The organism is Streptomyces sp. NPDC058373, from assembly GCF_042723275.1.
In the GTDB taxonomy this organism is placed as follows: domain Bacteria; phylum Actinomycetota; class Actinomycetes; order Streptomycetales; family Streptomycetaceae; genus Streptomyces.
Genome location: NZ_JBHXJE010000004.1, coordinates 220,639 through 244,802 on the forward strand (window position 1 = coordinate 220,639; position 24,164 = coordinate 244,802).

19 protein-coding genes and 3 pseudogenes are annotated in these 24,164 nt (G+C 73.2%); 11 read left to right on the forward strand and 11 right to left on the reverse strand.

Features of this window, described 5'->3' with window-relative positions:
• Nucleotides 1-91: 91 nt before the first annotated feature.
• The 4 genes and pseudogenes from ACFWMZ_RS04915 to ACFWMZ_RS04930 form a co-directional block, all read left to right on the forward strand.
• On the forward strand, nt 92-1,513 hold the full coding sequence (locus tag ACFWMZ_RS04915; protein ID WP_383183061.1) for a phytoene desaturase family protein: 1,422 nt from the start codon (nt 92-94) through the stop codon (nt 1,511-1,513).
• A gap of 74 nt (nt 1,514-1,587) precedes the next feature.
• The gene (locus tag ACFWMZ_RS04920; RefSeq protein ID WP_383199537.1) at nt 1,588-2,097 is read left to right on the forward strand and encodes an O-acetyl-ADP-ribose deacetylase; all 510 of its coding nucleotides are present in this window, start codon (nt 1,588-1,590) and stop codon (nt 2,095-2,097) included.
• A gap of 244 nt (nt 2,098-2,341) precedes the next feature.
• A pseudogene (locus ACFWMZ_RS04925) lies at nt 2,342-2,515 on the forward strand (phosphopentomutase); the annotation flags it as partial.
• Nucleotides 2,467-2,715 (forward strand): annotated as a pseudogene (locus ACFWMZ_RS04930) (peptide deformylase); the annotation flags it as partial. The pseudogenes ACFWMZ_RS04925 and ACFWMZ_RS04930, both read left to right, overlap by 49 nt.
• 56 nt (nt 2,716-2,771) lie before the next feature.
• On the opposite strand, the gene ACFWMZ_RS04935 reads toward ACFWMZ_RS04930, so the two are convergent.
• Both ACFWMZ_RS04935 and otnK read right to left on the reverse strand, forming a co-directional pair.
• Nucleotides 2,772-3,410, reverse strand: coding sequence for a class II aldolase/adducin family protein (locus ACFWMZ_RS04935; protein WP_383183067.1), 639 nt, complete (start codon nt 3,408-3,410; stop codon nt 2,772-2,774).
• On the reverse strand, nt 3,407-4,678 hold the full coding sequence (otnK, locus tag ACFWMZ_RS04940) for a 3-oxo-tetronate kinase (RefSeq protein WP_383199539.1): 1,272 nt from the start codon (nt 4,676-4,678) through the stop codon (nt 3,407-3,409). Before otnK ends, ACFWMZ_RS04935 begins: the two co-directional genes overlap by 4 nt.
• Before the next feature lie 231 nt (nt 4,679-4,909).
• On the opposite strand from otnK, the gene ACFWMZ_RS04945 reads away from it, so the two are divergent.
• The 3 genes from ACFWMZ_RS04945 to ACFWMZ_RS04955 all read left to right on the forward strand — a co-directional run bounded on the left by ACFWMZ_RS04945 (nt 4,910) and on the right by ACFWMZ_RS04955 (nt 8,563).
• On the forward strand, nt 4,910-6,310 hold the full coding sequence (locus tag ACFWMZ_RS04945; protein ID WP_383199541.1) for a homoserine dehydrogenase: 1,401 nt from the start codon (nt 4,910-4,912) through the stop codon (nt 6,308-6,310).
• Entirely contained in the window at nt 6,310-7,668 is a 1,359-nt protein-coding gene (locus ACFWMZ_RS04950; RefSeq protein WP_383199543.1) for a gluconate:H+ symporter, read from the forward strand. The genes ACFWMZ_RS04945 and ACFWMZ_RS04950 overlap by 1 nt, the downstream gene beginning before the upstream one ends.
• Before the next feature lie 97 nt (nt 7,669-7,765).
• The gene (locus ACFWMZ_RS04955) at nt 7,766-8,563 is read left to right on the forward strand and encodes a DeoR/GlpR family DNA-binding transcription regulator (protein WP_383183075.1); all 798 of its coding nucleotides are present in this window, start codon (nt 7,766-7,768) and stop codon (nt 8,561-8,563) included.
• Here the strand turns inward: ACFWMZ_RS04955 and ACFWMZ_RS04960 are convergent.
• Nucleotides 8,496-9,590 (reverse strand): tryptophan synthase subunit alpha, encoded by a 1,095-nt coding sequence (locus ACFWMZ_RS04960; protein ID WP_383199545.1) that lies wholly within the window; start codon nt 9,588-9,590, stop codon nt 8,496-8,498. The two genes, ACFWMZ_RS04955 and ACFWMZ_RS04960, sit on opposite strands and share 68 nt — an antisense overlap.
• Nucleotides 9,591-9,987: 397 nt before the next feature.
• Between ACFWMZ_RS04960 and ACFWMZ_RS04965 the strand changes: the two genes are divergently transcribed.
• Nucleotides 9,988-11,499 (forward strand): AlkA N-terminal domain-containing protein, encoded by a 1,512-nt coding sequence (locus ACFWMZ_RS04965; protein WP_383199547.1) that lies wholly within the window; start codon nt 9,988-9,990, stop codon nt 11,497-11,499.
• Here ACFWMZ_RS04965 and ACFWMZ_RS04970 read toward each other — a convergent pair.
• A pseudogene (locus ACFWMZ_RS04970) lies at nt 11,444-12,191 on the reverse strand (NAD-dependent deacetylase). The gene ACFWMZ_RS04965 and the pseudogene ACFWMZ_RS04970 sit on opposite strands and share 56 nt — an antisense overlap.
• An 80-nt stretch (nt 12,192-12,271) precedes the next feature.
• Here ACFWMZ_RS04970 and ACFWMZ_RS04975 point away from each other — a divergent pair.
• The 3 genes from ACFWMZ_RS04975 to ACFWMZ_RS04985 all read left to right on the forward strand — a co-directional run bounded on the left by ACFWMZ_RS04975 (nt 12,272) and on the right by ACFWMZ_RS04985 (nt 15,752).
• Nucleotides 12,272-12,487: a type II toxin-antitoxin system VapB family antitoxin gene (locus tag ACFWMZ_RS04975; RefSeq protein ID WP_383199549.1), complete on the forward strand. Its 216-nt coding sequence runs from the start codon at nt 12,272-12,274 to the stop codon at nt 12,485-12,487.
• A gap of 53 nt (nt 12,488-12,540) precedes the next feature.
• Nucleotides 12,541-14,160 carry an ABC-F family ATP-binding cassette domain-containing protein gene (locus tag ACFWMZ_RS04980; protein ID WP_383183085.1) on the forward strand — a complete coding sequence of 540 codons (1,620 nt, stop codon included), beginning with the start codon at nt 12,541-12,543 and terminating at the stop codon, nt 14,158-14,160.
• 428 nt (nt 14,161-14,588) lie between these two features.
• The gene (locus ACFWMZ_RS04985; protein ID WP_383183100.1) at nt 14,589-15,752 is read left to right on the forward strand and encodes a glycerate kinase; all 1,164 of its coding nucleotides are present in this window, start codon (nt 14,589-14,591) and stop codon (nt 15,750-15,752) included.
• A 242-nt stretch (nt 15,753-15,994) separates the two neighbouring features.
• Here ACFWMZ_RS04985 and pssA read toward each other — a convergent pair whose 3' ends face one another.
• The 7 genes from pssA to ccrA all read right to left on the reverse strand — a co-directional run bounded on the left by pssA (nt 15,995) and on the right by ccrA (nt 23,694).
• Nucleotides 15,995-16,849, reverse strand: coding sequence for a CDP-diacylglycerol--serine O-phosphatidyltransferase (gene pssA, locus ACFWMZ_RS04990; protein ID WP_383199551.1), 855 nt, complete (start codon nt 16,847-16,849; stop codon nt 15,995-15,997).
• Nucleotides 16,836-17,483: a phosphatidylserine decarboxylase gene (locus ACFWMZ_RS04995; RefSeq protein ID WP_383183089.1), complete on the reverse strand. Its 648-nt coding sequence runs from the start codon at nt 17,481-17,483 to the stop codon at nt 16,836-16,838. The genes pssA and ACFWMZ_RS04995 overlap by 14 nt, the downstream gene beginning before the upstream one ends.
• A gap of 168 nt (nt 17,484-17,651) precedes the next feature.
• Nucleotides 17,652-18,857: an acyl-CoA dehydrogenase family protein gene (locus ACFWMZ_RS05000; RefSeq protein WP_383183090.1), complete on the reverse strand. Its 1,206-nt coding sequence runs from the start codon at nt 18,855-18,857 to the stop codon at nt 17,652-17,654.
• Nucleotides 18,858-18,859: 2 nt separating this feature from the next.
• Nucleotides 18,860-19,372, reverse strand: coding sequence for a MaoC family dehydratase (locus tag ACFWMZ_RS05005; RefSeq protein WP_383199553.1), 513 nt, complete (start codon nt 19,370-19,372; stop codon nt 18,860-18,862).
• Between the two features lie 2 nt (nt 19,373-19,374).
• Nucleotides 19,375-20,337, reverse strand: coding sequence for an HpcH/HpaI aldolase/citrate lyase family protein (locus ACFWMZ_RS05010; RefSeq protein WP_383183094.1), 963 nt, complete (start codon nt 20,335-20,337; stop codon nt 19,375-19,377).
• Nucleotides 20,334-22,346, reverse strand: coding sequence for a protein meaA (locus ACFWMZ_RS05015; RefSeq protein ID WP_383199555.1), 2,013 nt, complete (start codon nt 22,344-22,346; stop codon nt 20,334-20,336). The genes ACFWMZ_RS05010 and ACFWMZ_RS05015 overlap by 4 nt, the downstream gene beginning before the upstream one ends.
• Before the next feature lie 10 nt (nt 22,347-22,356).
• On the reverse strand, nt 22,357-23,694 hold the full coding sequence (gene ccrA / locus ACFWMZ_RS05020; protein WP_383183098.1) for a crotonyl-CoA carboxylase/reductase: 1,338 nt from the start codon (nt 23,692-23,694) through the stop codon (nt 22,357-22,359).
• Between the last annotated feature and the right edge of the window lie 470 nt (nt 23,695-24,164).

The following is a 24,164-nucleotide window of genomic DNA, read 5'->3' on the forward strand; positions in this document are numbered from 1 at the left end:
GTTCGGCCCCACGGCACCGTACCGACGGCCCCGCGCCCGGCGCACGCGCATATCCTGGGCGTCCCGGCCCGGCCGACCTAGGAGTCCGCGCATGCCCACGCTGCTCGATGCCGTCGTCGTAGGCTCCGGACCCAACGGGCTGACCGCCGCCGTCGAGCTGGCCCGGCGCGGCCTGGAAGTCGCCGTCTTCGAGGCCAGGGACGGGATCGGCGGGGGAGCGCGCACCGAGGAGCTGACGCTGCCCGGCTTCCGCCACGACCCCTGTTCCGCCGCGCACCCCCTCGGCGCCACCTCCCCGGCCTTCGACGCGCTCCCCCTGGAGCGGTACGGACTGCGCTGGCTGCACGCCGAACTGCCCATGGCCCACCCCTTCCTCGACGGCGGCCCGGCAGCCGTGCTGGCCCGCTCCGTCGGCGAGAGCGCCGCCTCCTTCGGCCCGCGCGACGCCGGGACGTACCGGCGGCTCGTCGGCCCGCTGCTGCCCCGCTGGGAGACCCTCTTCCGCGACTTCATGTCGCTCCCGTCGACCGCCCTGCCTCGCGACCCGCTCACCCTCGCCCGCTTCGGCCTGGTGGGCCTGCCCCCGGCCTCCCTGCTGCTGCGCCGCTTCCACGACGACCGTGCCCGTACGCTGCTGGCCGGGCTGGTCGGCCACATCATGGCGCCGCTGAACGGCATCGGCACCGGCGCCGTCGGCCTGGTCTTCGCCCTGGCCGCGCACGCCCGGGGCTGGCCGGTGGCCGAGGGCGGCTCCCAGGCGGTCTCCGACGCCCTCGCCGGACTCCTCACCGACCACGGCGGCACGCTCCACACCGGCTACGAGGTGAAGCGCCTCGACGACCTCCCGCCGGCCCGCGCCTACGTCTTCGACACCTCGCCCACCGCGCTGGCCCGCATCGCCGGACTCGGCGGGTACTACGACGGCTACCGCTACGGGGCGGGCGTCTTCAAGCTCGACTACGCCCTGGACGGCCCCGTCCCCTGGACCTCGCCCGAAGCCCGCCGCGCCACCACCGTCCACCTCGGCGCGAGCGGGCGCGAGATCGGCGCCGCGCTGCGCGCCGTCTCCCGCGAGAACCGCCCGCCGACCCCGCCGTTCCTCATCACCGTCCAGCCGAGCGTCGCCGACCCGACCCGCGCCCCCGAGGGCAAACAGGTCTTCTGGGTCTACGGCCACGTCCCCAACGGCTGGACCGGCGACCTCACCGACGCCATCGAACGCCGCCTGGAGGAGTACGCCCCGGGCTTCCGCGACCGGGTCCTCGCCCGCGCCACCGCCGGGCCCCCGGAGTTCGCCTCCCGCAACGCCAACTACGTCGGCGGCGACATCGCCTGCGGCGCCGCCTCCGGCCTCCAGCTCCTGCTCCGCCCCAGACTGTCCCTCACCCCCTACACCACCCCGCACCCGGCGGTCTTCCTCTGCTCGTCGGCCACCCCGCCGGGCCCCGGCGTCCACGGCATGTCCGGCCACAACGCGGCCAAGGCGGTCTGGCGCCACCTGCGGCGGGCCTGAGCGGAGCCCGCCGGGGCGTCGCCTCGCCGCACCTCGGCTCCCCCCGGCCGCCGCCCTTCGCTACCCTCGCGCCCATGAAGGAACTCACGCCGGTCAAGGGCGACATCACCGAGCAGGCCGTGGACGCGGTGGTCAACGCCGCCAACTCCTCCCTCCTCGGCGGTGGCGGGGTCGACGGCGCCATCCACCGCCAGGGCGGCCCCGACATCCTCGCCGCCTGCCGCGACCTGCGCGCCTCCCGGTACGGCCAGGGACTCCCCACCGGCGAGGCCGTCGCCACCACGGCGGGGCGGCTGGCGGCGCGGTGGGTCATCCACACCGTCGGGCCCGTCTGGAGCGCCTCCGAGGACCGCTCCGACCTGCTCGCCTCCTGCCACCGCGCGTCCCTGCGGGTCGCCGACGAGCTGGGGGCGCGGACCGTCGCCTTCCCGGCGATCTCCACCGGCGTGTACCGGTGGCCGATGGACGACGCGGCCCGCATCGCCGTCGAGACGGTGCGGAACACGCCGACCGCCGTCGAAGAGGTGAGGTTCGTGCTCTTCGACGACCGGGCGTACGAGGCGTTCGTCCGGCAACTCGACTGACGGAAACCGCGGCGGGATCGACCCGGTGGTTCGGGAGCCGAAGGGGGAAGAGGTCGCCCGGCCGACGGCAACCCCCTGGTTCACCTGCGCGAATGAGGCGTATTCAGCGGGCCGCCGGCGCGGTCGTCGGCTCAGCGGTGGGTGACGCCCTGGGCGGCCCCTTCGAGTTCGGCCCCCAGGGAGCGTTCTTCGCGCGTTCTCCCGCCTCCGGTGGCGGTGGCGAGATGGGCGGAGGCGGTGGCTGGGCAACGACCCGGTGATCGGCCACGCCCACCACACGCGCGACGTGCCGGTGCTGATCCACCGCCCCGAGTCGGCCGGGGCCGAGCCCCTGCCGGACGCGCCGAGCCTCGCCGACGTGGGCGCGACCCCCGCACGGTCGCTGCATCTCTCCCCGGAGGAGCTGGCAGCCGGCACGACCAGGACGGCGCCCCGCTCGTCGTGGAGGGCACGGGGTACTTCGCCCGGTGCCTCCAGCGCGAGAGCGACCACCTCACCGGCCGCACCTACCTGGACCGGCTCTCCCGGCGGGACCGCAAGGAGGCGCTGCGGCACACGGCGGAGCGCCGCGCGGACGTCCTCGCCCGCCGCACCGCCCGGGAGGCCGACCTGAGGTGACACGGCGCGGGGCGCGCCCCGGGCGTACGCGGCCGACGCCGGGCTCGGCCGCGTACTCACGCCCCCCAGCAGGACCCGTACCGGCGGGCCAGCTCCCCGGCCTCCTCGCCGGTCAGCAGGCGGGCCGGGCGGTCGCCGAGAGCCAGCAGGAGGGCGGAGACCTCCTCGATCTCGACGGCGGCGTCCACCGCCGCCCGGACCGAGGCGCCGGAGACGACCGGGCCGTGGTTCTGGAGCAGGGCGGCGCGCAGCGGGAACGGCAGGCGCTCCAGCTCCTTGGCCTGGTCGGCGTCGCCGGGCGCGGCGTACGGGAGGAGGGGCGTCTGGCCGACCCGCATCACGAAGTAGGGGGTGAGCGGCGGGACGGCGCTCCGCTCGGACCACGGCGGCAGGCAGGAGACCGCCGCCGCGTGCCGGGAGTGCAGGTGGACGACGGCCCGGGTGGCGTCGTCGCGCCGGTACAGGGCCGTGTGCAGCGGGAACTCCTTGGACGGCTTCGGGCCTTCCAGGTGGGTGCCGTCCGCGTCCAGGACGCTCAGTCCGTCCGGGTCGAGGCGGGAGAGGTCCGCCCCGGTCGGGGTGATGTACAGCCGCCCGCCGTCGCGGACGCTGAGGTTGCCCGAGCTTCCGGGACTCAGGCCGAGGGCGGCGAGGTGTGCTCCGGCGGCCGCGATGTCGGCTCGCACGTCGCTCATACGAGGGCGCTCCATGCTTCCGTGAAGATGTCGGTGTCGCCGAAGTTGCCGGACTTCAGGGCGAGGTCGATGCTCCGGCGGTGGCTGCCGGTCCCGGTCTCGGCGCGGGCCCAGGTGACGCCTGGGGCGAGGGGCGCGCCGATGGCCAGCCTCCGCACGGCCAGCGCCGTCACCACCGCGCCGGAGGTCTCGCCCCCGGCCACCAGCAGGCGGCGCGCACCGTCGTCGACCAGGGCGACGGCGAGGGCGGCCAGCGCCTCCTCGACCAGGGCGGGGGCGGGGGTCTCGCCCGGTGGCGCGGTCCGCTCCAGGTCGTCGAGGTCGTCGACGGAGTGGAACAGCGGCGGGCGGGCGGGGTCCAGCCGCCACTGCTCGCGGGCGAACGCGGCCAGGTCCGCCACCGTGCCGTGCAGGTCGCGGCGGAGCGCGGCGATGTCCAGCTTGCGGTGCGGCAGACGGGCGCGGCCGTGGGCCACCTGCGCCCGGGTGGTGGACGAGGCGCTGCCCGACAGCACGGCGGCCGGGGCGCCCGGCCCGGAGGCGGGAGTGGCGCGGGCGGCGCCGGGGTGCGCGCCGGTCAGGCCGAGGGCGAGGCCGGCGGCGCCGGTGACCAGGCCGAGGTGACCGGTGGCGGCGGAGACGGTGCGCAGGTCGTCGTCGGTGACGGCGTCCACCACGAGGAGTGCTCCAGCCGCCCCGGGGGCGTCCACGGCCGCCCGCAGGGGTTCCGTTCCCGCGCGGACGGTGTCCAGGGGGATGCGCCGGACCGGGCGCCGGGTCTGCGGGCGGAGCAGGCGCTCCAGCGACGCGTCCGTCATCGGGGTCAGCGGGTGGTGGCGCATCGGGCTGCGGTCGAGCGGCTCGCCGTGGACGTACAGGAGTCCGTCGCGGACGGTCCGGCCGGTGGCGGGGAAGGCGGGCACGACCACGGTGCGGTCCGCGTGGACCGCGTCCAGCAGGGCGTCCGCGACCGGGCCGATGTTGCCGCGCGGGGTGGAGTCGAAGGTGGAGCAGTACTTGAAGTAGTACCGGCGGCACCCGGCGGCGCGGAGCGCGCGCAGGGCGGCCAGCGAATCGGCGACGGCCTCGTCCACCGGCGCCGTGCGCGACTTGAGAGCGACGACGACCGCGTCCGCGTCGGCGGCCGCCGCGGGGTCCACGGCGTCGGCGCCGATGGCGACCAGCGTCCGGAAGCCCCGCGACACCAGCATGGTGGCGAGATCCGTCGCGCCGGTGAAGTCGTCGGCGATGGCCCCGAGGGTCGGCATGGGACCTCCATGGTGTGGCGCGGCCGTGGGGCGTCCCGCGGACGGCCGCTCAGTGAGTCGATGTGTGAAAGAATGTTAACAGACTTTACGTTCCTGAGTTAACTTGGTACATGTTGTTAACCAGCCCCCGGGTGAGCCTGCCTTTCCGGCCACCGGGAGCATCCCCCTCGCCTCGCGGACCCCGCGCCCGCCTCGCGGACCAACGCCTCGCGCACCCAATGAGGAGTGCCCATGAACTTCCTTCACCTGTTCGCCCCGGGCGGCGACCGGACCGTGCGGTACGCACTCTCCGGCGCCGGTGGCGGATTCGCCCGGACGCTCCTCGCGCAGACCCGACGCATCCCCCGCCTCAGCCCCGCCGTCCTCTGCGACCAGGACGTGCCGGGGCTGCGCGCCATGCTCCTGGAGCTCGGGTACGACCCCGCGGAACTCCAGGTCTGCGGCGACGCCCAGGCGGTCCGCGACGCCCGCGAGGACGGCCGTGTCGCCCTGGTCGGGGACGGCGCCCTGCTCGGCGCGGGGGAGTGGGACATCCTCGTGGAGGCCACCGGCAGCCCCGCCGCCGGATACGAGATGGCCCGCCAGGCGCTGACCGGCGGCCGCCACGTCGCCATGGTCAGCAAGGAGGTCGACTCGGTCGCCGGGCTCCACCTCGCCGAACTGGCCCGCACCCACGGCAGCGTCTACACCACCGCCGACGGCGACCAGCCCGCCAACCTGATCGGCCTGGTGAGCTGGGCCGAGACGCTCGGCCTGGAGATCGTCGCCATCGGCAAGTCCACCGAGTACGACCTCGTCCTGGACCCTGCCGCCGGCACGGTCACCCAGCTCGACATCACCGTCCCCGCCCCGGAACTGGCCGGCCTGCTCGACCTCGGCGACGACGTGCGCGCCACCCTGGCAGCCCGCGCCGAGGCGGTCGCCGCGCTTCCCACCGGAGCCACCGCCGACTACTGCGAGATGGCCGTCGTCGCCACCAGCACCGGCTTCCGCCCCGACACCGAGCGGCTCCACTACCCGGTCGCCCGGATCGCCGAACTCGCCGACGTCTACGCCCTGCGCGAGGACGGCGGCGTCCTGCACCGCCCCGGCGCCGTCGACGTCTTCAGCGCCCTGCGCCTGCCCGGCGAGGCCTCCTTCGCGGGCGGCGTCTTCGTCGTCGTCCGCACCGGCGACCCCGTCACCTGGGAGACCCTGCGGGGCAAGGGCCACGTCGTCAGCCGCGACGGCAAGTACGCCGCCGTCTACCTGCCGTACCACCTGATGGGCGTCGAGACGCCCGTCAGCCTGCTCTCCGCCGTCCTGCACCACCGCCCCTCCGGCGGCACCGACCCGCGCGGCCACGCCGTACTGGCCGGGCGCGCCGAGCGGGACCTGCCCGCCGGTACGGTCCTCACGATGGGCGGCCACCACCACGACGTCACCGGCGTCCAGGCGGTCCTCCTCCGCGACGAGGACACCCCCGACGACACCGCGCCCCTGTACCTGGCCGCCCACGCGACCCTCGCCGCCGACGTCCCGGCGGGCGCGCTGATCACCCTCGGCCACCTCGCCGACCCCGACACCGCCCTCCTCGACGCCTGGACCGCCGGGCGCGCCGCCCGCCCCGCCGCCGGACCGGTGAACGGCTGATGAGCACCGACATCCAGCACCTGCTCCTCGGCCTCGCGGCCGTGGTCGTCCTGATCCTGCTGATCACCAAGGCCAAGCTCCACCCGTTCCTCGCGCTCGCGCTCTCCGCCATCGGCCTCGGGCTCGCCTCCGGGATAGGCCCGGGCGACACCGTCACCCACTTCCAGGACGGCTTCGGCGACGCCCTCAAGAGCGTCGGCCCCACCATCGGCCTCGGCACCCTGCTCGGTGGCATCCTGCTGGGCTCCGGCGGCGCCGACCGGATCGCCACCGTCTTCATCGGCGCCCGCCCGGTGAAGTGGATCCCCACCGCGATCACGGCGGCGGCCCTGCTCATCGGCATGCCGCACCTGTTCGACGTCAGCTTCGTGATGCTCGTCCCGCTGGTCTACGCGGTGGCCAAGCGCACCGGCTCCCACCTGCTCTACGTCGGCCTGCCGATGGCCGCCGGCCTGTACATCTCGCACGGCCTGCTGCCGCCGCACCCCTCCCCGACGCTCGCCGTCTCCGCCTACGACGCGAGCACGGGCCTGACCATCCTCTACGGCCTGATCATCGGCATCCCGATCGCCGTCCTCACCGGGCCGGTGCTCACCCGGTACGGCGCCCGCTGGTTCGGGCCTGCGCCCGACCTCGACAAGGGCCCGGTCCCCGACGCGGGCCCGGCGCCGGACAACCAGCGCCGCCCCGCCTCGTTCACCCTCGCCCTGATCACCGTCCTGCTGCCGCCGGTCCTCATGCTGATCGGCACGATCGGCACCTCCGCCACCCGGCAGGGCACCGCGCCGCACACCGTCTTCGAGGCGTGCGACTCCCCGGTGCTGTCCCTGCTGGTCGCCGTCCTCTTCGCCTTCTTCGCGCTCGGTGTGCGCTCCGGCTTCGGCCTCGGCCAGATCCAGAAGATGGCCGCCAAGGGGCTCGGCCCGGTCGGCGGCATCGTCCTCATCCTCGGCGCGGGCGGCGGCCTCAAGGCGATGCTGACCGCCACCGGCATCGACGAGATCATCTCGGACTACGCCGTCGACTGGGCGATCCCGCCCCTGGTCCTCGCCTGGCTGGTCGCGGCCCTGCTGCGGATCTGCCTCGGCTCGGCCACCGTGGCCACCGCCGCCGCCACCGGCATCGTCGCGCCCCTGGTCGGCGCGTACCCCGGGCTCTCGCCCGAACTGCTGGTGCTGGCCACGGCGTCCGGCGCGGTCATGCTCTCGCACGTCAACGACTCGGGCTTCTGGCTCTTCAAGGAGTACTTCCAGCTCTCCGTGCCGCAGACCTTCCGCACCTGGACGCTGATGCTCTCCCTCCAGTCACTGCTGAGCCTCGGCGGCGTGCTGCTGCTCAGCCTGTTCGTCGGCGGCTGATCCGCGCTCCCGCCGGGGCGTCAGCTCCCCGGCGGGAGCCCGGCACAATCGACGGGCGGCGCGAGCCGCCCCCGTGACCAGGAGGGAAGATACGCCCATGACCGAAGACGCGCCCCTGCCGCTCATCCCCGACCAGCGGCGGGAGAAGCTGCTCAAGCACCTGCGCCGGGACGGCGTCCTCAGCGTGCAGCAGATCACTCAGCTCTTCGGTGTCTCGCACATGACCGTCCGCCGCGACATCGCCGAACTGGAGCGTCAGGGACTGGTGTTCACCGTCCCCGGCGGCGTACGAATCGCCAGCCAGGTGCGGAGCGAGCCCAGTCACCAGGCGAAGACCCAGGTCGAGCAGCCGCAGAAGGAGGCCATGGCGGCCCGGGCGGCCTCGCTGGTGGAGGACGGCATGACGCTCTACCTGGACGCGGGCACCACCCTGCTCGCCGTTGTCCCGCACCTCGTCCACCACCAGCGGCTCACCGTCGTCAGCAACGACTTCAGCACCGTCGACCGCCTGATGACCGAAGGCCCGCACCTGGAGATCATCCATGTCGGCGGCCAGGTCGAGCCCGCCAACCGCTCCACCGTCGGCCGCCTCGCCGCCGCGACCCTGCGTCATCTCGCCCTGGACATGGCCTTCATCAGCACCAGCTCCTGGGACCTGCTGCGCGGTGTCACCACCCCCTCCGACGCCAAGGTCGAGGTGAAGCGGGCCGCCCTGGAGTGCTCCCGCAGCGCCGTCCTGGTGGCCGGGTCCTCCAAGTTCGGGACCTTCGGCAAGTACCGGGTCGCCCCCCTGGCCGACTTCGACGCCATCATCACCGACCCCGCCCTCACCGAGGCCGCCGCCGAAGGAGTGCGGGGCTGCGGCGCCGAACTCCATGTGACCGGTCCCGCCTGACCTGCCACCACGTCCGCCCGCACCGGGCGAAGAGGCCGCGAACCCCGCCGACCACGGGGCTCGCGGCCTCTTCGCCCAGGTCGCCGTCGCCCTGCTGGCCGGCGTCCTCGTCGGGAGGCTGTGGCCCGAGGTGGGCACCGCCAGTCAGCCGCTCGAGGAGACGCTGCTCGCGTCCGGGGCCCGCGTTGTTCCCAGCCCCCGCCCCCCGGCCCCGCCGTCGCACAGGCATCACCGGCTGCTCCTCGGCGCAGACCGCCCGGGCGAATCGCTCCACCAGTGCGGGCGCCTCGCCCGGGTCGGCGGCCAGCGCCCGTAGGACCGGGCTGCCGACGACGATGCCGTCGACCACGGGGGAGACCGCCGCCGCGAGCGCGGGGGTGGAGATGCCGACGCCCGCCACCACCGGGAGCGGCGTCACCGCACGCAGCCGCCGCACGGCCGCCTCCAGCCCGTACAGGTCGAGGGGGCCCCGGTAGCCGGTGGGGGCGGCGCTGGCCGGTGCGTAGAGCCAGCCGGAGGCGAGCAGGGCAAGCTGCCTGAGGCCGCTCTCGGGCAGGTCGGCGGCGGCGAAGCGGGGCGCGGTGAGCCCGGCCCGTGCGGCGGTGTCGTGCCAGTCGGCGGCCGCCTCGTCGGGCAGGTCGACGATCATCGCGCCGGACGCGCCCGCCTCGGCGAGCGCCTGCGCCGTCCGCTCGGGCCCGTGCAGCAGTACCGGCGCCCAGTAGCTCATCACCACCACGGGCGCCCGCACGGCCGCGTGCTCCACGGTCCGCAGGACGTCCGCCATGGTGGCGCCGTCCCGGAGGGCCTGGCGGTAGACGGCCCGGATGAGCGGGCCGTCGTAGACCGCTTCCGCGTGCGGGATGCCGATCTCGAAGAAACCCTCCCGCCCGGGGAGCGCGGGGGCCAGCGCCTCGACGTACCGGTGGACGCCGGGCAGGCCGGAGGGGAGGAAGACACCGAGTGTGGTCCGGCGGGACTCCGCGAGCGGGGCGCTGGGGAGATCGGTGGCGGAAGAGTGAGACATACGTGGTCTTTCGGCGAAAACGAAACAATGGGGGCAGCGCTTCAACGATCGTGCCCGGTTGCCGATGCGGGGTGGGTCGTCCGGGTGGCGGAGCGAAACCTTCCGCCGGAGCCGCCACGGGCCCCCGGGAGCCCCTGTTCACCAGGGGCGCGGCGTCTTTCCGGTGGGCCAGGAGGCATGAGCTGGGCTGCCTCTGCCGAGGGGACGGGTCCCGGTCGCCTCCACGGCGTTCGGGTGAGCGCGCCGCCCGGAGGAGGCCCGTCCCGGGGGAACCGCGGATGGCTGCCCGCGCGGGTTCCTCCCCCACGTCCGACCCTCGGGTCCCTCGGAGGAGTCCCCGCACGCTGATGTCGGATTCTCGCCAGCGTCCGCCCTGGGGAGCCACGATGCTGGAGTCATGTACACCGACACCGAGCGCTGCGTACGGGCCGTGCAGTCGAAGGACGCGCGGTTCGACGGGTGGTTCTTCACCGCCGTGCTGACCACCGGGATCTACTGCCGGCCGAGCTGCCCGGCCGTGCCGCCCAAGCCGCGCAACATGGTGTTCCACCCCAGCGCCGCCGCCTGTCAGCAGGCCGGGTTCCGGGCCTGCAAGCGGTGCCGCCCCGACACCACCCCCGGCTCACCGGAGTGGAACCAGCGCGCCGACGCCGTCGCCCGCGCCATGCGGCTCATCGCGGACGGCACCGTCGACCGCGAAGGCGTCCCCGGCCTCGCAGCCCGCCTCGGCTACAGCACCCGCCAGATCGAGCGCCAGCTCCTCGCCGAACTCGGCGCCGGACCGCTAGCCCTCGCCCGCGCCCAACGCGCCCAGACCGCCCGCCTCCTGGTGGAGACCACCACCCTGCCGATGGCCGACATCGCCTTCGCCGCCGGGTTCTCCTCGGTCCGCACCTTCAACGACACCGTCCGCGAGGTGTACGCGCTCTCCCCCACCGCGCTGCGCGCCCGCACCCTCGCCGCGCCGGGGCCGGGCGGCGACCCGGCGCCCGGCGCGGTCTCGCTGCGGCTTCCGCTGCGTACCCCGTTCACCCCCGACAACGTCTTCGGGCACCTCGCCGCCACCGCCGTCCCCGGCGTCGAGGAGTGGAGGGACGGCGCCTACCGCCGCACCCTCGACCTGCCGCACGGGCCGGGCATCGCCACCCTCACCCCGGCCCCCGACCACATCGGCTGCCGCCTGGTCCTCACCGACCTGCGCGACCTCACCCTCGCCATCAGCCGCTGCCGCCGCCTGCTCGACCTCGACGCCGACCCCGTCGCCGTGGACGAGTGGCTCGCCGCCGACCCGGTCCTGGCCCCGCTCGTCGCCAAGGCGCCAGGCCGCCGCGTCCCGCGGACCGTCGACGCCGCCGAGTTCGCCGTCCGCGCCGTCCTCGGCCAGCAGGTCTCCACCGCCGCCGCCCGCACCCACGCCGCCCGCCTCGCCACCGCGTACGGCACCCCCGTCGAGGACCCGGCGGGCGGCCTGACCCACCTCTTCCCCCGCCCCGCCGACCTCGCCGGACTCGATCCCGAGCGGCTGGCCATGCCCCGCAGCCGCCGCACCACCCTGACCACCCTGGTCGCCGCCCTCGCCGACGGCTCTCTGGGCCTCGGCCCCGAGGAGGACTGGGACGAGGCGCGCGCCCGGCTGCTCGCCCTGCCCGGCTTCGGCCCGTGGACCGCGGAGATCATCGCGATGCGCGCCCTCGGCGACCCCGACGCCTTCCCGGCCACCGACCTCGGCGTGCGCCGCGCCGCCGAACGCCTCGGCCTGCCCGGCGCCCCTGCCGCGCTCACCACCCGCGCCGCCGACTGGCGCCCCTGGCGGGCGTACGCCGTGCAGTACCTGTGGGCCACCGACGACCACCTCAGCCCCCGAGCCCCCGCAGCAGCTCCGGCAGGGCGGTGCCGATCGGCTCCCTGACCACCTCGTCGGCGAGCGCGTCGTACGGGGTGGGCTCGGCGTTGACGATGACCAGACGCGCCCCGTGCTCCGCCGCCAGGCCCGCCAGCGAGGCGGCGGGCTGGACCTGGAGGGTGGTGCCGACCGCGACGAAGACGTCGCAGGCCCTGGCGACGGCCAGCGCCTGGCCCAGCACCCGCGGGTCCAGGGGCTCGCCGAACATCACCGTCGCCGACTTGAGGACGCCCCCGCACCGGCGGCACGGCGGATCGGCCTCTCCGGCCGCCACCCGCTCCAGCTCCTCGGCCATGCTGGTCCGCGCCCCGCACGCCGTGCACACCACCGCCCGCGCGGTGCCGTGCAGCTCCAGCACCTTCCGGTCGGGCATCCCGGCCCGCTGGTGCAGCCCGTCGACGTTCTGCGTCAGCACCCGCACCGGCGTCCCCGACCGCTCCAGCTCGGCCACCGCGCGGTGCGCCGCGTTCGGCTCGGCCCGCAGCGCCGGACTGCTCCGCCGCATCTGCCAGGACCGCGCGCACCTCGGGATCGGACATGTACGCGTCGTAGGTGACCAGCCGCTCCGCCTCCGGATCGCGGCGCCACAGCCCGTTCGGCCCCCGGTAGTCGGGGATGCCGGAGTCGGTCGAGATGCCCGCGCCGCTGAGCAGGGCGACCAGCGGGCGGGAGCCGGGGCGCGGTTCCGTGGCGGACATACGGCGAGGGTAGATCCTGACCCCTGCCCGGCGCCCGTGCGTTCTCCCCGCCAGGGCCCCGCCGCTGCTACCGTCACGGCATGGCCGAGGTGACTGTGGGTCTCGACGCGGAACTCGTCGTCGAGGTGATGGTCCTGGCGGGCGTCAAGAGCCCGCAGGACGCCGTGGAACCGGCCGTCCGCGACTTCGTCGCGCACGGCCACCGGACCGAGGCCCGCACCGCCACTCCGGAGGAGGTGCGCGCCCGCGCCGACCGCGACGCGCACGGCCCGCAGGACCACCGGTACGGCAGCTGAGCTGCGCCGTAACTCGTTTGCCCGGGGGCGGCCGCTGCTGATGGGATGCCCGCATGGGACATCTCGAAGTGGCGCACCTGGAGTACGACCTGCCCGACGGGCGCACTCTGCTGGGCGATGTGTCGTTCCGCGTGCCCGAGGGCGCCGCCTACGCCCTGGTCGGGCCGAACGGCGCGGGCAAGACCACGCTGCTGCGGATCGTCTCCGGTGAGCTGAAGCCGCACGGCGGCACCGTCACCGTCAGCGGCGGCCTCGGCGTGATGCCTCAGTTCGTCGGCAGCGTCCGCGACGAGCGCACCGTCCGCGACCTGCTGGTCTCCGTAGCCCCGCCCCGCCTGCGCGAGGCCGCCGCCGCCGTCGACCGCGCCGAGCACGCCGTCATGACCGTCGACGACGAGGCCGCGCAGATGGCGTACGCCCAGGCCCTCGCCGACTGGGCGGAGGTCCAGGGGTACGAGGCCGAGACCCTCTGGGACATGTGCACCACGGCCGCCCTCGGCGTCCCCTACGAGCGGGCCCAGTGGCGCGAGGTCCGCACCCTCTCCGGCGGCGAGCAGAAGCGCCTCGTCCTGGAGTACCTGCTGCGGGGCCAGGACGAGGTCCTGCTCCTCGACGAGCCGGACAACTACCTCGACGTCCCCGGCAAGCGCTGGCTGGAGGAGCAGATCCGCCAGACCCGCAAGACGGTGCTCTTCATCTCCCACGACCGCGAGCTCCTGGCCCGCTCCGCCGAGAAGATCGTCAGCGTCGAGCCGGGGCCCGCCGGGGCCGACGTCTGGGTGCACGGCGCCGGTTTCGACACGTACCACGAGGCGCGCAAGCAGCGGTTCGCCCGCTTCGAGGAGCTGCGCCGCCGCTGGGACGAGAAGCACGCCCAGCTCAAGAAGCTCGTCGTCAACCTCCGCCAGGCCGCCGCCGTCAGCCACGAGATGGCCTCCCGGTACGCAGCCGCACAGACCAGGCTCCGCAAGTTCGAGGAGGCCGGGCCGCCGCCGGAGCCGCCCCGCGAGCAGGACATCCGCATGCGGCTGCGCGGAGGCCGCACCGGCGTACGGGCCCTCACCTGCGAGCAGCTCGAACTGACCGGCCTGATGCAGCCGTTCGACCTGGAGGTCTTCTACGGGGAACGGGTCGCCGTGCTCGGCTCCAACGGCTCCGGCAAGTCCCACTTCCTGCGCCTGCTGGCCGGCGAGGAGGTGGCCCACACCGGCGAGTGGCGGCTCGGCGCCCGCGTGGTCCCCGGCCACTTCGCCCAGACCCACGCCCACCCCGAGCTGCACGGCCGGACCCTGCTGGACATCCTGTGGACCGAGCACGCCCACGACCGGGGCGCGGCCCACTCGGTGCTCCGCCGCTACGAACTGACCCTCCAGGCCGAGCAGCGCTTCGACCGGCTCTCCGGCGGGCAGCAGGCCCGCTTCCAGATCCTGCTGCTGGAACTGGCCGGAACCACCGCCCTCCTCCTGGACGAGCCCACCGACAACCTGGACCTGGAGAGCGCCGACGCCCTCCAGGACGGTCTGGAGGCGTACGACGGGACGGTCCTGGCCGTCACCCACGACCGCTGGTTCGCCCGCTCCTTCGACCGCTACCTCGTCTTCGGCGCCGACGGGCGCCTGCGGGAGACGGCGGAACCGGTCTGGGACGAGCGCCGCGTCGAGCGCGCCCGCTGAGGCGCCGGCGGGGCCGGCCGGGCCATCCCGCCGGGCGGCCGGCCCCGGCTGTCCGGCGGGATCCGCCGCCTGTGCCAGGGTGAGACCCCACCGAGCCCCGGGAGCGCCTGTGCGGAGCCCCGGCACCGTCCTCCTCACCACGGCAGCCGGGTCGGCCGCCGCCGCGCCGGGGCGACGCGCCCGCCGCCGGACGCCGACGGCCGCGCGGCCCCGCTTTCCGGTGGCCCGCCGTTCGCAGAGCCGAGCATTTCAGCCTCTCCGCGCCCGGCCGGGACGGACCGATCGCCCACCAGATGGACGGCGTGTCCGCGCCCTGACCCCTCTCCACCGGGGCGCCCCCCCTGGTGGCCTGGGCAGAAGCCCTGTCGGGGGGTTAGTGTCGCAGCGGCGCGACCGCCTTGCCGAGGCAAGGCCCGATGAGCAAGGGGATGCAAGGGGTGGCTGACGCTCGCCGCACGGCACACGCACGTGTGCTGATCGCCGCTGACAAGTTCAAGGGTTCGCTGACCGCCGTCGAGGTGGCCGAACACGTCACCGCGGGACTGCGCCGCGCCCGGCCCGGCACCGCCGTGGAGGCGCTGCCGGTCGCCGACGGCGGGGACGGCACCGTCGCCGCCGCCGTGGCCGCCGGGTTCACCCGGCACACCCGGGAGGTGACCGGCCCCACCGGGGACCGGGTCACCGCCGCCTGGGCCCTGCGGGACACCACCGCCGTCGTGGAGATGGCCGAGGCCTCCGGCCTTCAGCACCTCCCCGACGGGGTCTTCGCCCCGCTGACCGCCACCACCCACGGCTCGGGCGAACTGCTCGCCGCGGCCCTGGACGCGGGCGCCCGCACCATCGTCTTCGGGGTCGGCGGCAGCGCCACCACCGACGGCGGCGCCGGCATGCTGACCGCGCTCGGCGCCCGCCTGCTCACCGCCGACGGCACCCCCGTCGGCCCCGGCGGCGCCGCCCTCGCCGACCTGGCCGCCGCCGACCTGGGCGGCCTCGACCCGCGGCTCTCCGAGGTCGACCTGGTCCTGGCCAGCGACGTGGACAACCCGCTGACCGGGCCCAAGGGCGCCGCCGCCGTCTACGGACCGCAGAAGGGCGCCGACGAGGACGACGTACGCACCCTGGACGCCGCCCTCGGCCACTACGTCCGCGTCCTCACCGACGCCGTGGGCGGCCGGGCCGCCGAGGCGGCCAAGGCTCCCGGCGCCGGAGCGGCCGGCGGCATCGGCTTCGGCGCCCTGGTCGGCCTCGGCGCCCGCTTCCGCCCCGGCATCGAGGTGATGCTCGACGTCCTCGGCTTCGCCGAGGCGCTGGACCGCGCCGACCTCGTCATCACCGGCGAGGGCTCCCTCGACGCTCAGACCCTGCACGGCAAGGCCCCGGCCGGCGTCGCCGCCGCCGCCCGCGCCCGCGGTGTCGTCACGGTCGCCGTCTGCGGCCGCCTCGCCCTCGGCACCGAGGCCCTCCAGGAGGCGGGCATCCGCCGCGCCTACGCCCTCTCCGAGATCGAGTCCGACCCCGAGCGCTGCTTCCGCGAGGCCGGGCCCCTGCTGGAGCGGCTCGCCGAGCGGCTGGGCGAGGACTTTCCGGCCTGAGCCGCGCGTCCGTCCCCCTGCTCCGGGACCGACGAGCGGGGCCCGAGCAAGGGAGCGGGCGGGGGCGAGCTTCTGGGGCGCCGGCAGAGCTCGGTTCGGCCTCCGGAGCCCAGTGGGCGCTACCGGTACCCCCGAGCGCCGCACAGGCCCGCAGGGAGGCGTACGGCGCTCCGGACATGCGAGAGGGCCCCGGACCGTTCACGGTCCCGGGCCCTCGTACAGCGCGTCCCACGCCTCATCCGCTAGGGAAGCTGTGCCGCCCGCGCCTCGCGGCGGTTGTCGCGGAAGTTGTTGACCCGGCGGGCCGTGGCGAAGAGCGGGATCACCGCGCCCAGCACGAGCTGGAGCGCGCAGCCTGTCTGGAGCAGCAGCTGCCCGCCGGGGGCGTCGAACGCCCAGGCGGCCAGCAGGCCCATCGCGGCCACGATCCAGCTCAGCATCGCCACCGCGAGCACGCCGCGCGGCTTCGGGTACTCGACGCGGCTCACCATCAGCCACGCCGTGCCCACGATGGCCAGCAGCGTCGCCACGAAGGGCAGCTCCAGGAGCACGATGGAGACCACCGTGAGCGCTCCGAAGGGGCTCGGCATGCCCTGGAACATGCCGTCCTTCACGGTCACGATCGAGAACCGGGCCAGTCTCAGCACCACCGCCAGCAGCACCACGATCGCGCCGAGCGCGGCCACCCGCTGGTGGGCGTCGTCCGCCACCATGCCGTACACCAGGACGAAGTACGCCGGTGCCAGGCCGAAGCTGACCAGGTCCGAGAGGTTGTCCAGCTCAGCCCCCATCGGCGAGGAGCGGAGCTTGCGCGCCACCAGCCCGTCGAAGAGGTCGAAGACCGCCGCGCAGAGCATGAGGATCACGGCGGTGGCGGCGGAGTGCCGCGCCATGCCGCTCTCGTCGCTGCCGGTCAGGTGCGGGATGAGGATGCCGGTGGTGGTGAAGTACACCGCCATGAACCCGCACGTGGCGTTGCCCAGGGTCAGGGTGTCCGCTATCGACAGGCGCATCGACAGCGGCATCTCCTCGCCGCTGTCGTCCTCCTCGTCGGCGGGCACCCAGCCCGCCTGGGTATCTGAGTCAGACACGGTCAATGCGAGTCACCCCCGCGGTCGTGGGCTGGCCGACCTCCACGTCGACCTCGACGCCCTCGGGGAGGTAGATGTCGACGCGCGACCCGAAGCGGATCAGCCCGATGCGCTCGCCCTGCTCGACCTTGGTGCCCCGCGGCACGTACGGCACGATGCGCCGGGCGACCGCGCCGGCGATCTGCACCATCTCGATGTCGCCGAGCTCGGTGTCGAAGTGCCAGACGACGCGCTCGTTGTTCTCGCTCTCCTTGTTGAACGCCGGAACGAAACCGCCGGGGACGTGCTCGACGGAGGTCACCGTGCCGGCCAGTGGCGCGCGGTTGACGTGGACGTTCAGCGGGCTCATGAAGATGGCGACCCGGGTGCGCCCGTCCTTCCACGGCATGATGCTCTGCACCACGCCGTCGGCCGGGGAGATGACCCGGCCCGGGGCGATCTCGCGCTCCGGGTCGCGGAAGAACCACAGCATGCCCGCCGCCAGAGCGGTGGCGGGCACCGCCAGGGCCGCCGCGCGCTTGGAGCGGCGCGAGCGGACCAGGCTGACGGCTGCGGTGGCGACGGTCGGCAGGAGCCACGGCGACGCTCCGCGCGCAAGGCGGACCGTGCCGCGCGGTGCAGTGTTTTGGCTGTGGGGCATGGATGACCTTCGTAGCGGATGATGCCGCGCTGCAACGGGGGACGGCGGCTTTCCGGGGATGGTATCGGGTGGCGACCACAACTGGCCAAGCCAGGAACCGGAGTCGACGGCTGAAGAGCGCCGGTCAGGTGTGATCTTCTTCTCGAAAAAATCCCCCAAAGGGGACAATCAGCCCTGGAAACGGTACTCCTCCAGGAGCCTCCTGCCGATGATCATTTTCTGGATTTCGGCGGTCCCCTCGCCGATCAGCAGCATCGGGGCCTCGCGGTACAGGCGCTCGATCTCGTACTCCTTCGAGAAGCCGTACCCGCCGTGGATGCGGAAGGCGTCCTCCACGACTTCCTTGCAGTACTCCGACGCCAGGTACTTCGCCATCCCCGCCTCCAGGTCGTTTCGTTCCCCGGAGTCCTTTTTGCGGGCCGCGTTCACCATCATCGCATGGGCCGCCTCGACCTTGGTGGCCATCTCGGCGAGCTTGAACTGGATCGCCTGGTGCTGGGCGATCGGCTTGCCGAAGGTGTGACGCTGCTGGGCGTAGGAGACGCCCAGCTCGAAGGCGCGCTGGGCGACACCGCAGCCGCGGGCGGCGACATTGACGCGGCCGACCTCGACGCCGTCCATCATTTGGTAAAACCCTCGGCCGGTGGTGCCGCCGAGCACACGATTGGCCGGAATGCGCAGTCCGTCCAAAATCATCTCGGTGGTGTCGACACCCTTGTAGCCCATTTTCTCGATCTTGCCGGGGATGGTCAGCCCGGGCCGGACCTCGCCGAAGCCGGGCTCCTTCTCCACCAGGAAGGTCGTCATGGACTTGTGCGGGGCGGTGCCCTCGGGGTGCCCCTCGTCGGTCCGGCAGAGCACCGCCACGAGCGTCGAGGAGCCGCCGTTGGTCAGCCACATCTTCTGACCGGTGAGCGCGTACTCGTCGCCCGCCTTGACACCCTTGGTGGAGATCGCCGAGACGTCCGAGCCGAGCGCCGGCTCCGACATCGAGAAGGCGCCGCGCACCTCGCCGGTCGCCATCCGGGGCAGGAAGTACTCGCGCTGCTCCTGCGTACCGTGCTGCTTGAGCATGTACGCGACGATGAAGTGCGTGTTGATGATGCCGGAGACCGACATCCAGCCACGGGCGATCTCCTCCACGCACAGCGCGTACGTGAGCAGGGACTCGCCCAGCCCCCCGTACTCCTCGGGGATCATGAGCCCGAAGAGGCCGAGCTCCTTCAGCCCCTCCACGATCTGCGTGGGGTACTCGTCACGGTGCTCCAGCTCGGTGGCGACCGGGATGATCTCCTTGTCCACGAAGTCGCGGACGGTGGAGAGGATCTCCTGCTGGACGTCGGTGAGGGCGTGGGTCTGGGCGAGTCGGCTCATGACTACTTCTCCTGTGCCTTCAGCTCCGGGCGGCCGGGCTGCTCGCCGCCGCGCTCCTTGATGTACGTCTCGGTGGGGACCATCACCTTGCGGCGGAAGACGCAGACCAGGGTGCCGTCCTGCTTGTAGCCCCTGGTCTCCACGTACACGATGCCGCGGTCGTTCTTGGAGCGGGACGGGGTCTTGTCCAGCACCGTCGTCTCGCCGTAGAGCGTGTCGCCGTGGAAGGTCGGCGCGACGTGGCGCAGCGACTCGATCTCCAGGTTGGCGATGGCCTTGCCCGAGACGTCGGGCACCGACATGCCGAGCAGCAGCGAGTAGATGTAGTTGCCGACCACCACGTTCTTGCCGAAGTCCGTCGTGGACTCCGCGTAGTTGGTGTCCACGTGGAGCGGGTGGTGGTTCATGGTCAGCAGGCAGAAGAGGTGGTCGTCGTACTCGGTGACCGTCTTTCCGGGCCAGTGCTTGTAGACCGCGCCGACCTCGAACTCCTCGAAGGTGCGTCCGAACTGCATGCTCAGGCCTCCGGCGCTTCGAACTTGGAGGTGCGGGTCATCCCGGCGGCGCGGCCCTTGCCCGCGATCACCAGGGCCATCTTGCGGCTGGCCTCGTCGATCATCTCGTCACCGAGCATCGCCGAGCCCTTCTTGCCGCCCTCCTCCGAGGTGCACCAGTCGTAGGCGTCGAGGATCAGCTCGGCGTGGTCGTAGTCCTCCTGGGAGGGCGAGAAGATCTCGTTGGCCGCGTCGACCTGGCCGGGGTGGAGCACCCACTTGCCGTCGAAGCCGAGGGCGGCCGAGCGCCCGGCCACCTCGCGGAACGCGTCCACGTCGCGGATCTGGAGGAAGGGCCCGTCGATCGCCTGGAGGTCGTGGGTGCGGGCGGCCATCAGGATGCGCATCAGGATGTAGTGGTAGGCGTCGGCCGGGTAGCCGGGCGGCTGTTCGCCGACGACCAGGGTCTTCATGTTGATCGAGGCCATGAAGTCGGCCGGGCCGAAGACGATGGTCTCCAGGCGCGTCGAGGAGGCGGCGATGTCGTCGACGTTGACCAGGCCCTTGGCGTTCTCGATCTGCGCCTCGATGCCGATCCGGCCGACCTCCAGGCCCATCGTCTTCTCGATCTGCGTCAGCAGCAGGTCCAGGGCGACCACCTGCTGGGCGTCCTGGACCTTCGGCAGCATGATGCAGTCGAGGTTGGCCCCGGCGCCCTCCACGACCGTCACCACGTCGCGGTAGGTCCAGTGGGTGGTCCAGTCGTTGACGCGCACGACGCGGGTCTTGCCGGTCCAGTCACCGTTGTTGAGCGCGTCCACGATGGTGTGCCGGGCGCCCTCCTTGGCCAGCGGCGCGCAGGCGTCCTCCAGGTCGAGGAAGACCTGGTCGGCGGCGAGCCCCTGGGCCTTTTCCAGGAAGCGCGGGTTGGAGCCGGGGACGGCGAGGCAGGAGCGGCGCGGCCGGAGCCGGTTGACGGTCGTCATGCGGGGACCTCCAGAGGGTCGAGCTTGTTCACGAGGCGGATCTCGTCGACGATACGGCCGATGATCTCCGTGATGCCGAAGTCCTTCGGGGTGAAGACGGCGGCCACACCAGCCGCCTTCAGGTCCTCGGCGTCGCTGTGCGGAATGATGCCGCCGACGATGACCGGGATGTCGGCGGCCCCCGACTCCCGGAGCCGGGCGAGGACGTCCGGCACCAGCTCGGCGTGCGACCCGGAGAGGATCGACAGGCCGACGCAGTGCACGTCCTCGGCCACGGCGGCGGACACGATCTGTTCGGGCGTGAGGCGGATGCCCTGGTAGACCACCTCGAAGCCGGCGTCGCGGGCGCGGACCGCGATCTGCTCCGCGCCGTTGGAGTGGCCGTCGAGACCGGGCTTTCCGACGAGCAGGCGGAGCTTGCCCACCCCGAGGTCGGCCGCGGTCCGGTCGACCTTGGCGCGCACCGCCGCCAGTGGTGAGCCCTCCTCGGCGGCGACGGCGACCGGTGCCCCCGACACACCGGTGGGGGCGCGGAACTCGCCGAAGACGTCGCGCAGGGCCCACGACCACTCGCCGGTGGTCACCCCGGCGCGGGCGCACTCCAGGGTGGCCGGCATCAGGTTGGCGGTGCCTGCCGCGGCCCGCTTCAGCCCCTCCAGGGCCTCCTGGGCGCGGGCCTCGTCGCGCTCGGCCCGCCAGGCGTGCAGGGCCGAGACGACGCGGGCCTCGTTGGCCGGGTCGACGGTCATGATGGCCGTGCCGAGGTCGGCGGTGAGCGGGTTCGGCTCGGTCGTCTCGTAGCAGTTGACGCCGATGATCTTCTCCTCGCCCGCCTCGATCCGGGCGCGGCGCTCGGCGTGCGAGGAGACGAGCTGCGACTTGAGGTAGCCGGACTCGACGGCGGCCATCGCGCCGCCCATCTCCTGGATGCGTTCGATCTCGGCGAAGGACTCCTCGACCAGGGCTGCGACCTTGGCCTCGATGACGTGCGAGCCCGCGAAGATGTCCTCGTACTCCAGCAGGTCCGACTCGTGGGCCAGCACCTGCTGGATCCGCAGCGACCACTGCTGGTCCCAGGGCCGGGGCAGGCCGAGCGCCTCGTTCCAGGCGGGCAGCTGCACCGCGCGGGCGCGGGCGTCCTTGGAGAGGGTGACGGCGAGCATCTCCAGGACGATGCGCTGGACGTTGTTCTCCGGCTGCGCCTCGGTCAGGCCGAGCGAGTTGACCTGCACGCCGTACCGGAAGCGGCGCTGCTTGGCGTTGTCGATGCCGTACCGCTCGCGGGTCACGCGGTCCCAGATGCGGCCGAAGGCGCGCATCTTGCACATCTCCTCGACGAAGCGCACGCCGGCGTTGACGAAGAAGGAGATGCGGGCGACGACCGAGCCGAACTCCTCCTCCGGGACCTGCCCGGAGTCGCGCACGGCGTCCAGCACGGCGATGGCCGTGGACATGGCGTACGCGATCTCCTGGACCGGGGTGGCTCCCGCCTCCTGCAAGTGGTAGCTGCAGATGTTGATCGGGTTCCACTTGGGGATGCTCGCCACGGTGTACGTGATCATGTCCGTGGTGAGCCTCAGGCTCGGCCCGGGCGGGAAGACGTGCGTCCCGCGCGAGAGGTACTCCTTGACGATGTCGTTCTGGGTGGTGCCGGAGAGCCGGGTGATGTCGGCTCCCTGCTCCTCGGCCACCACCTGGTAGAGCGCCAGCAGCCACATGGCGGTGGCGTTGATGGTCATGGACGTGTTCATCTGCTCCAGGGGGATGTCCTGGAACAGCCGCCGCATGTCACCGAGGTGCGAGACGGGGACCCCGACCCGGCCGACCTCGCCGCGGGCGAGGATGTGGTCGGGGTCGTAGCCGGTCTGCGTCGGCAGGTCGAACGCGACGGAGAGTCCTGTCTGCCCCTTGGCGAGGTTGGAGCGGTACAGCGCGTTCGACGCTTCAGCCGTCGAGTGGCCGGCGTACGTCCGCATCAGCCACGGCCGGTCCTTCTGGCGCTCTGTCATGGAGGGAACCTCAGATGTTCCGGAAGCGGTTGATGGCGTCGAGGTGCTGGGCCCGCATCTCGTGGTTCCGCACACCGAGCCCCTCCTCGGGGGCCAGCGCGAGGACGCCGACCTTGCCCTGGTGGAGGTTGCGGTGGACGTCGTAGGCGGCCTGCCCGGTCTCCTCCAGGGAGTAGACCCTCGACAGGGTCGGGTGGATCTTGCCCTTGGCGATGAGGCGGTTGGCCTCCCAGGCCTCGCGGTAGTTGGCGAAGTGGGAGCCGATGATCCGCTTCAGCGACATCCACAGGTAGCGGTTGTCGTACTCGTGGTTGTAGCCGGAGGTGGAGGCGCAGGTGACGATGGTGCCGCCCTTGCGGGTGACGTAGACCGAGGCGCCGAAGGTCTCGCGGCCGGGGTGCTCGAAGACGATGTCCACGTCCTCGCCGCCGGTGAGTTCGCGGATGCGCTTGCCGAACCGCTTCCACTCCCGCGGGTCCTGCTCGTGGTCGTTCTTCCAGAACGTGTAGCCCTCCGCGTTGCGGTCGATGATCGCCTCGGCGCCCATCCGCCGGCAGATCTCCGCCTTCTGGTCGCTGGAGACGACGCAGATCGGGTTGGCGCCGCCGGCCAGCGCGAACTGGGTGGCGTAGCTGCCGAGGCCGCCGCTGGCGCCCCAGATCAGCACGTTGTCGCCCTGCTTCATGCCGGCGCCGTTGCGCGAGACGAGCTGCCGGTAGGCGGTGGAGTTGACCAGGCCAGGGGCGGCCGCCTCCTCCCAGCTGAGGTGGTCCGGCTTCGGCATGAGCTGGTTCGACTTGACCAGGGCGATCTCGGCGAGGCCGCCGAAGTTGGTCTCGAAGCCCCAGATCCGCTGCTCGGGGTCGAGCATCGTGTCGTTGTGGCCGTCGCTCGACTCCAACTCGACCGAGAGGCAGTGCGCGACGACCTCGTCACCCGGGTTCCAGGCGTTGACGCCGGGCCCGGTGCGCAGGACGACGCCCGCGAGGTCGGAGCCGATGACGTGGTACGGCAGGTCGTGCCGCCTCGTCAGCTCCGAGACGCGGCCGTACCGCTCCAGGAAGCCGAAGGTGGAGAGCGGCTCGAAGATCGAGGTCCACACCGAGTTGTAGTTGACCGAGGAGGCCATCACGGCCACCAGGGCTTCGCCCGGGCCGAGTTCGGGAAGCGGCACGTCGTCGAGGTGGAGCGACTTGCGCGGGTCCTTCTCGCGGGTGTCGAGACCGGCGAACATCTCCGTCTCGTCCTTGTGCACGGTGACGCCCCGGTAGGACTCGGGGAGCTTCAGTGCGGCGAAGTCCTGGGACGTGGCGTCCTGCGACTGGATCGCTTCGAGGATTTCCTTCACGGTGGGGCCTCCGGCGAAGGGCGTAGTGAGGGCTGAGGGGCTGAGGGGCCCCTGAGCGAGGGGCGTGGACTGCTGTGGTGTGCCGTCGGTCCGGCGGGTGGTGCGGCTGCGCCGGGTGAGCGCGGGTGCCTGTGACGCAGGCGTCCGGGCGCACGGTGAGGGAACCGCGGGGACAGCCGGCGTACGCGGGGTTCGTGTGCGTCGGCCGCCCGGACACCCTCAACGTATGGCACTGCGTGACAGCACACAAGGCACCGAGTGCCAAGAATTTCTCTCGTTTGAAATCTGTCGGTCACATATGAGCGATGATCGATCAAGGGGGCCTGGAAACGCCGGTTACGGCCTCTTTCGGGCGTCGAGGTTCACTCCGGCGGCCGAGGGCGCGCCCGACTCTTGGCGGGCCGGCGGCACCCCGGACGCGAGCGAGCCCGGTGGGGGGCGGCGGCCGGTGGCGCGGCCCCCCCGGCGCG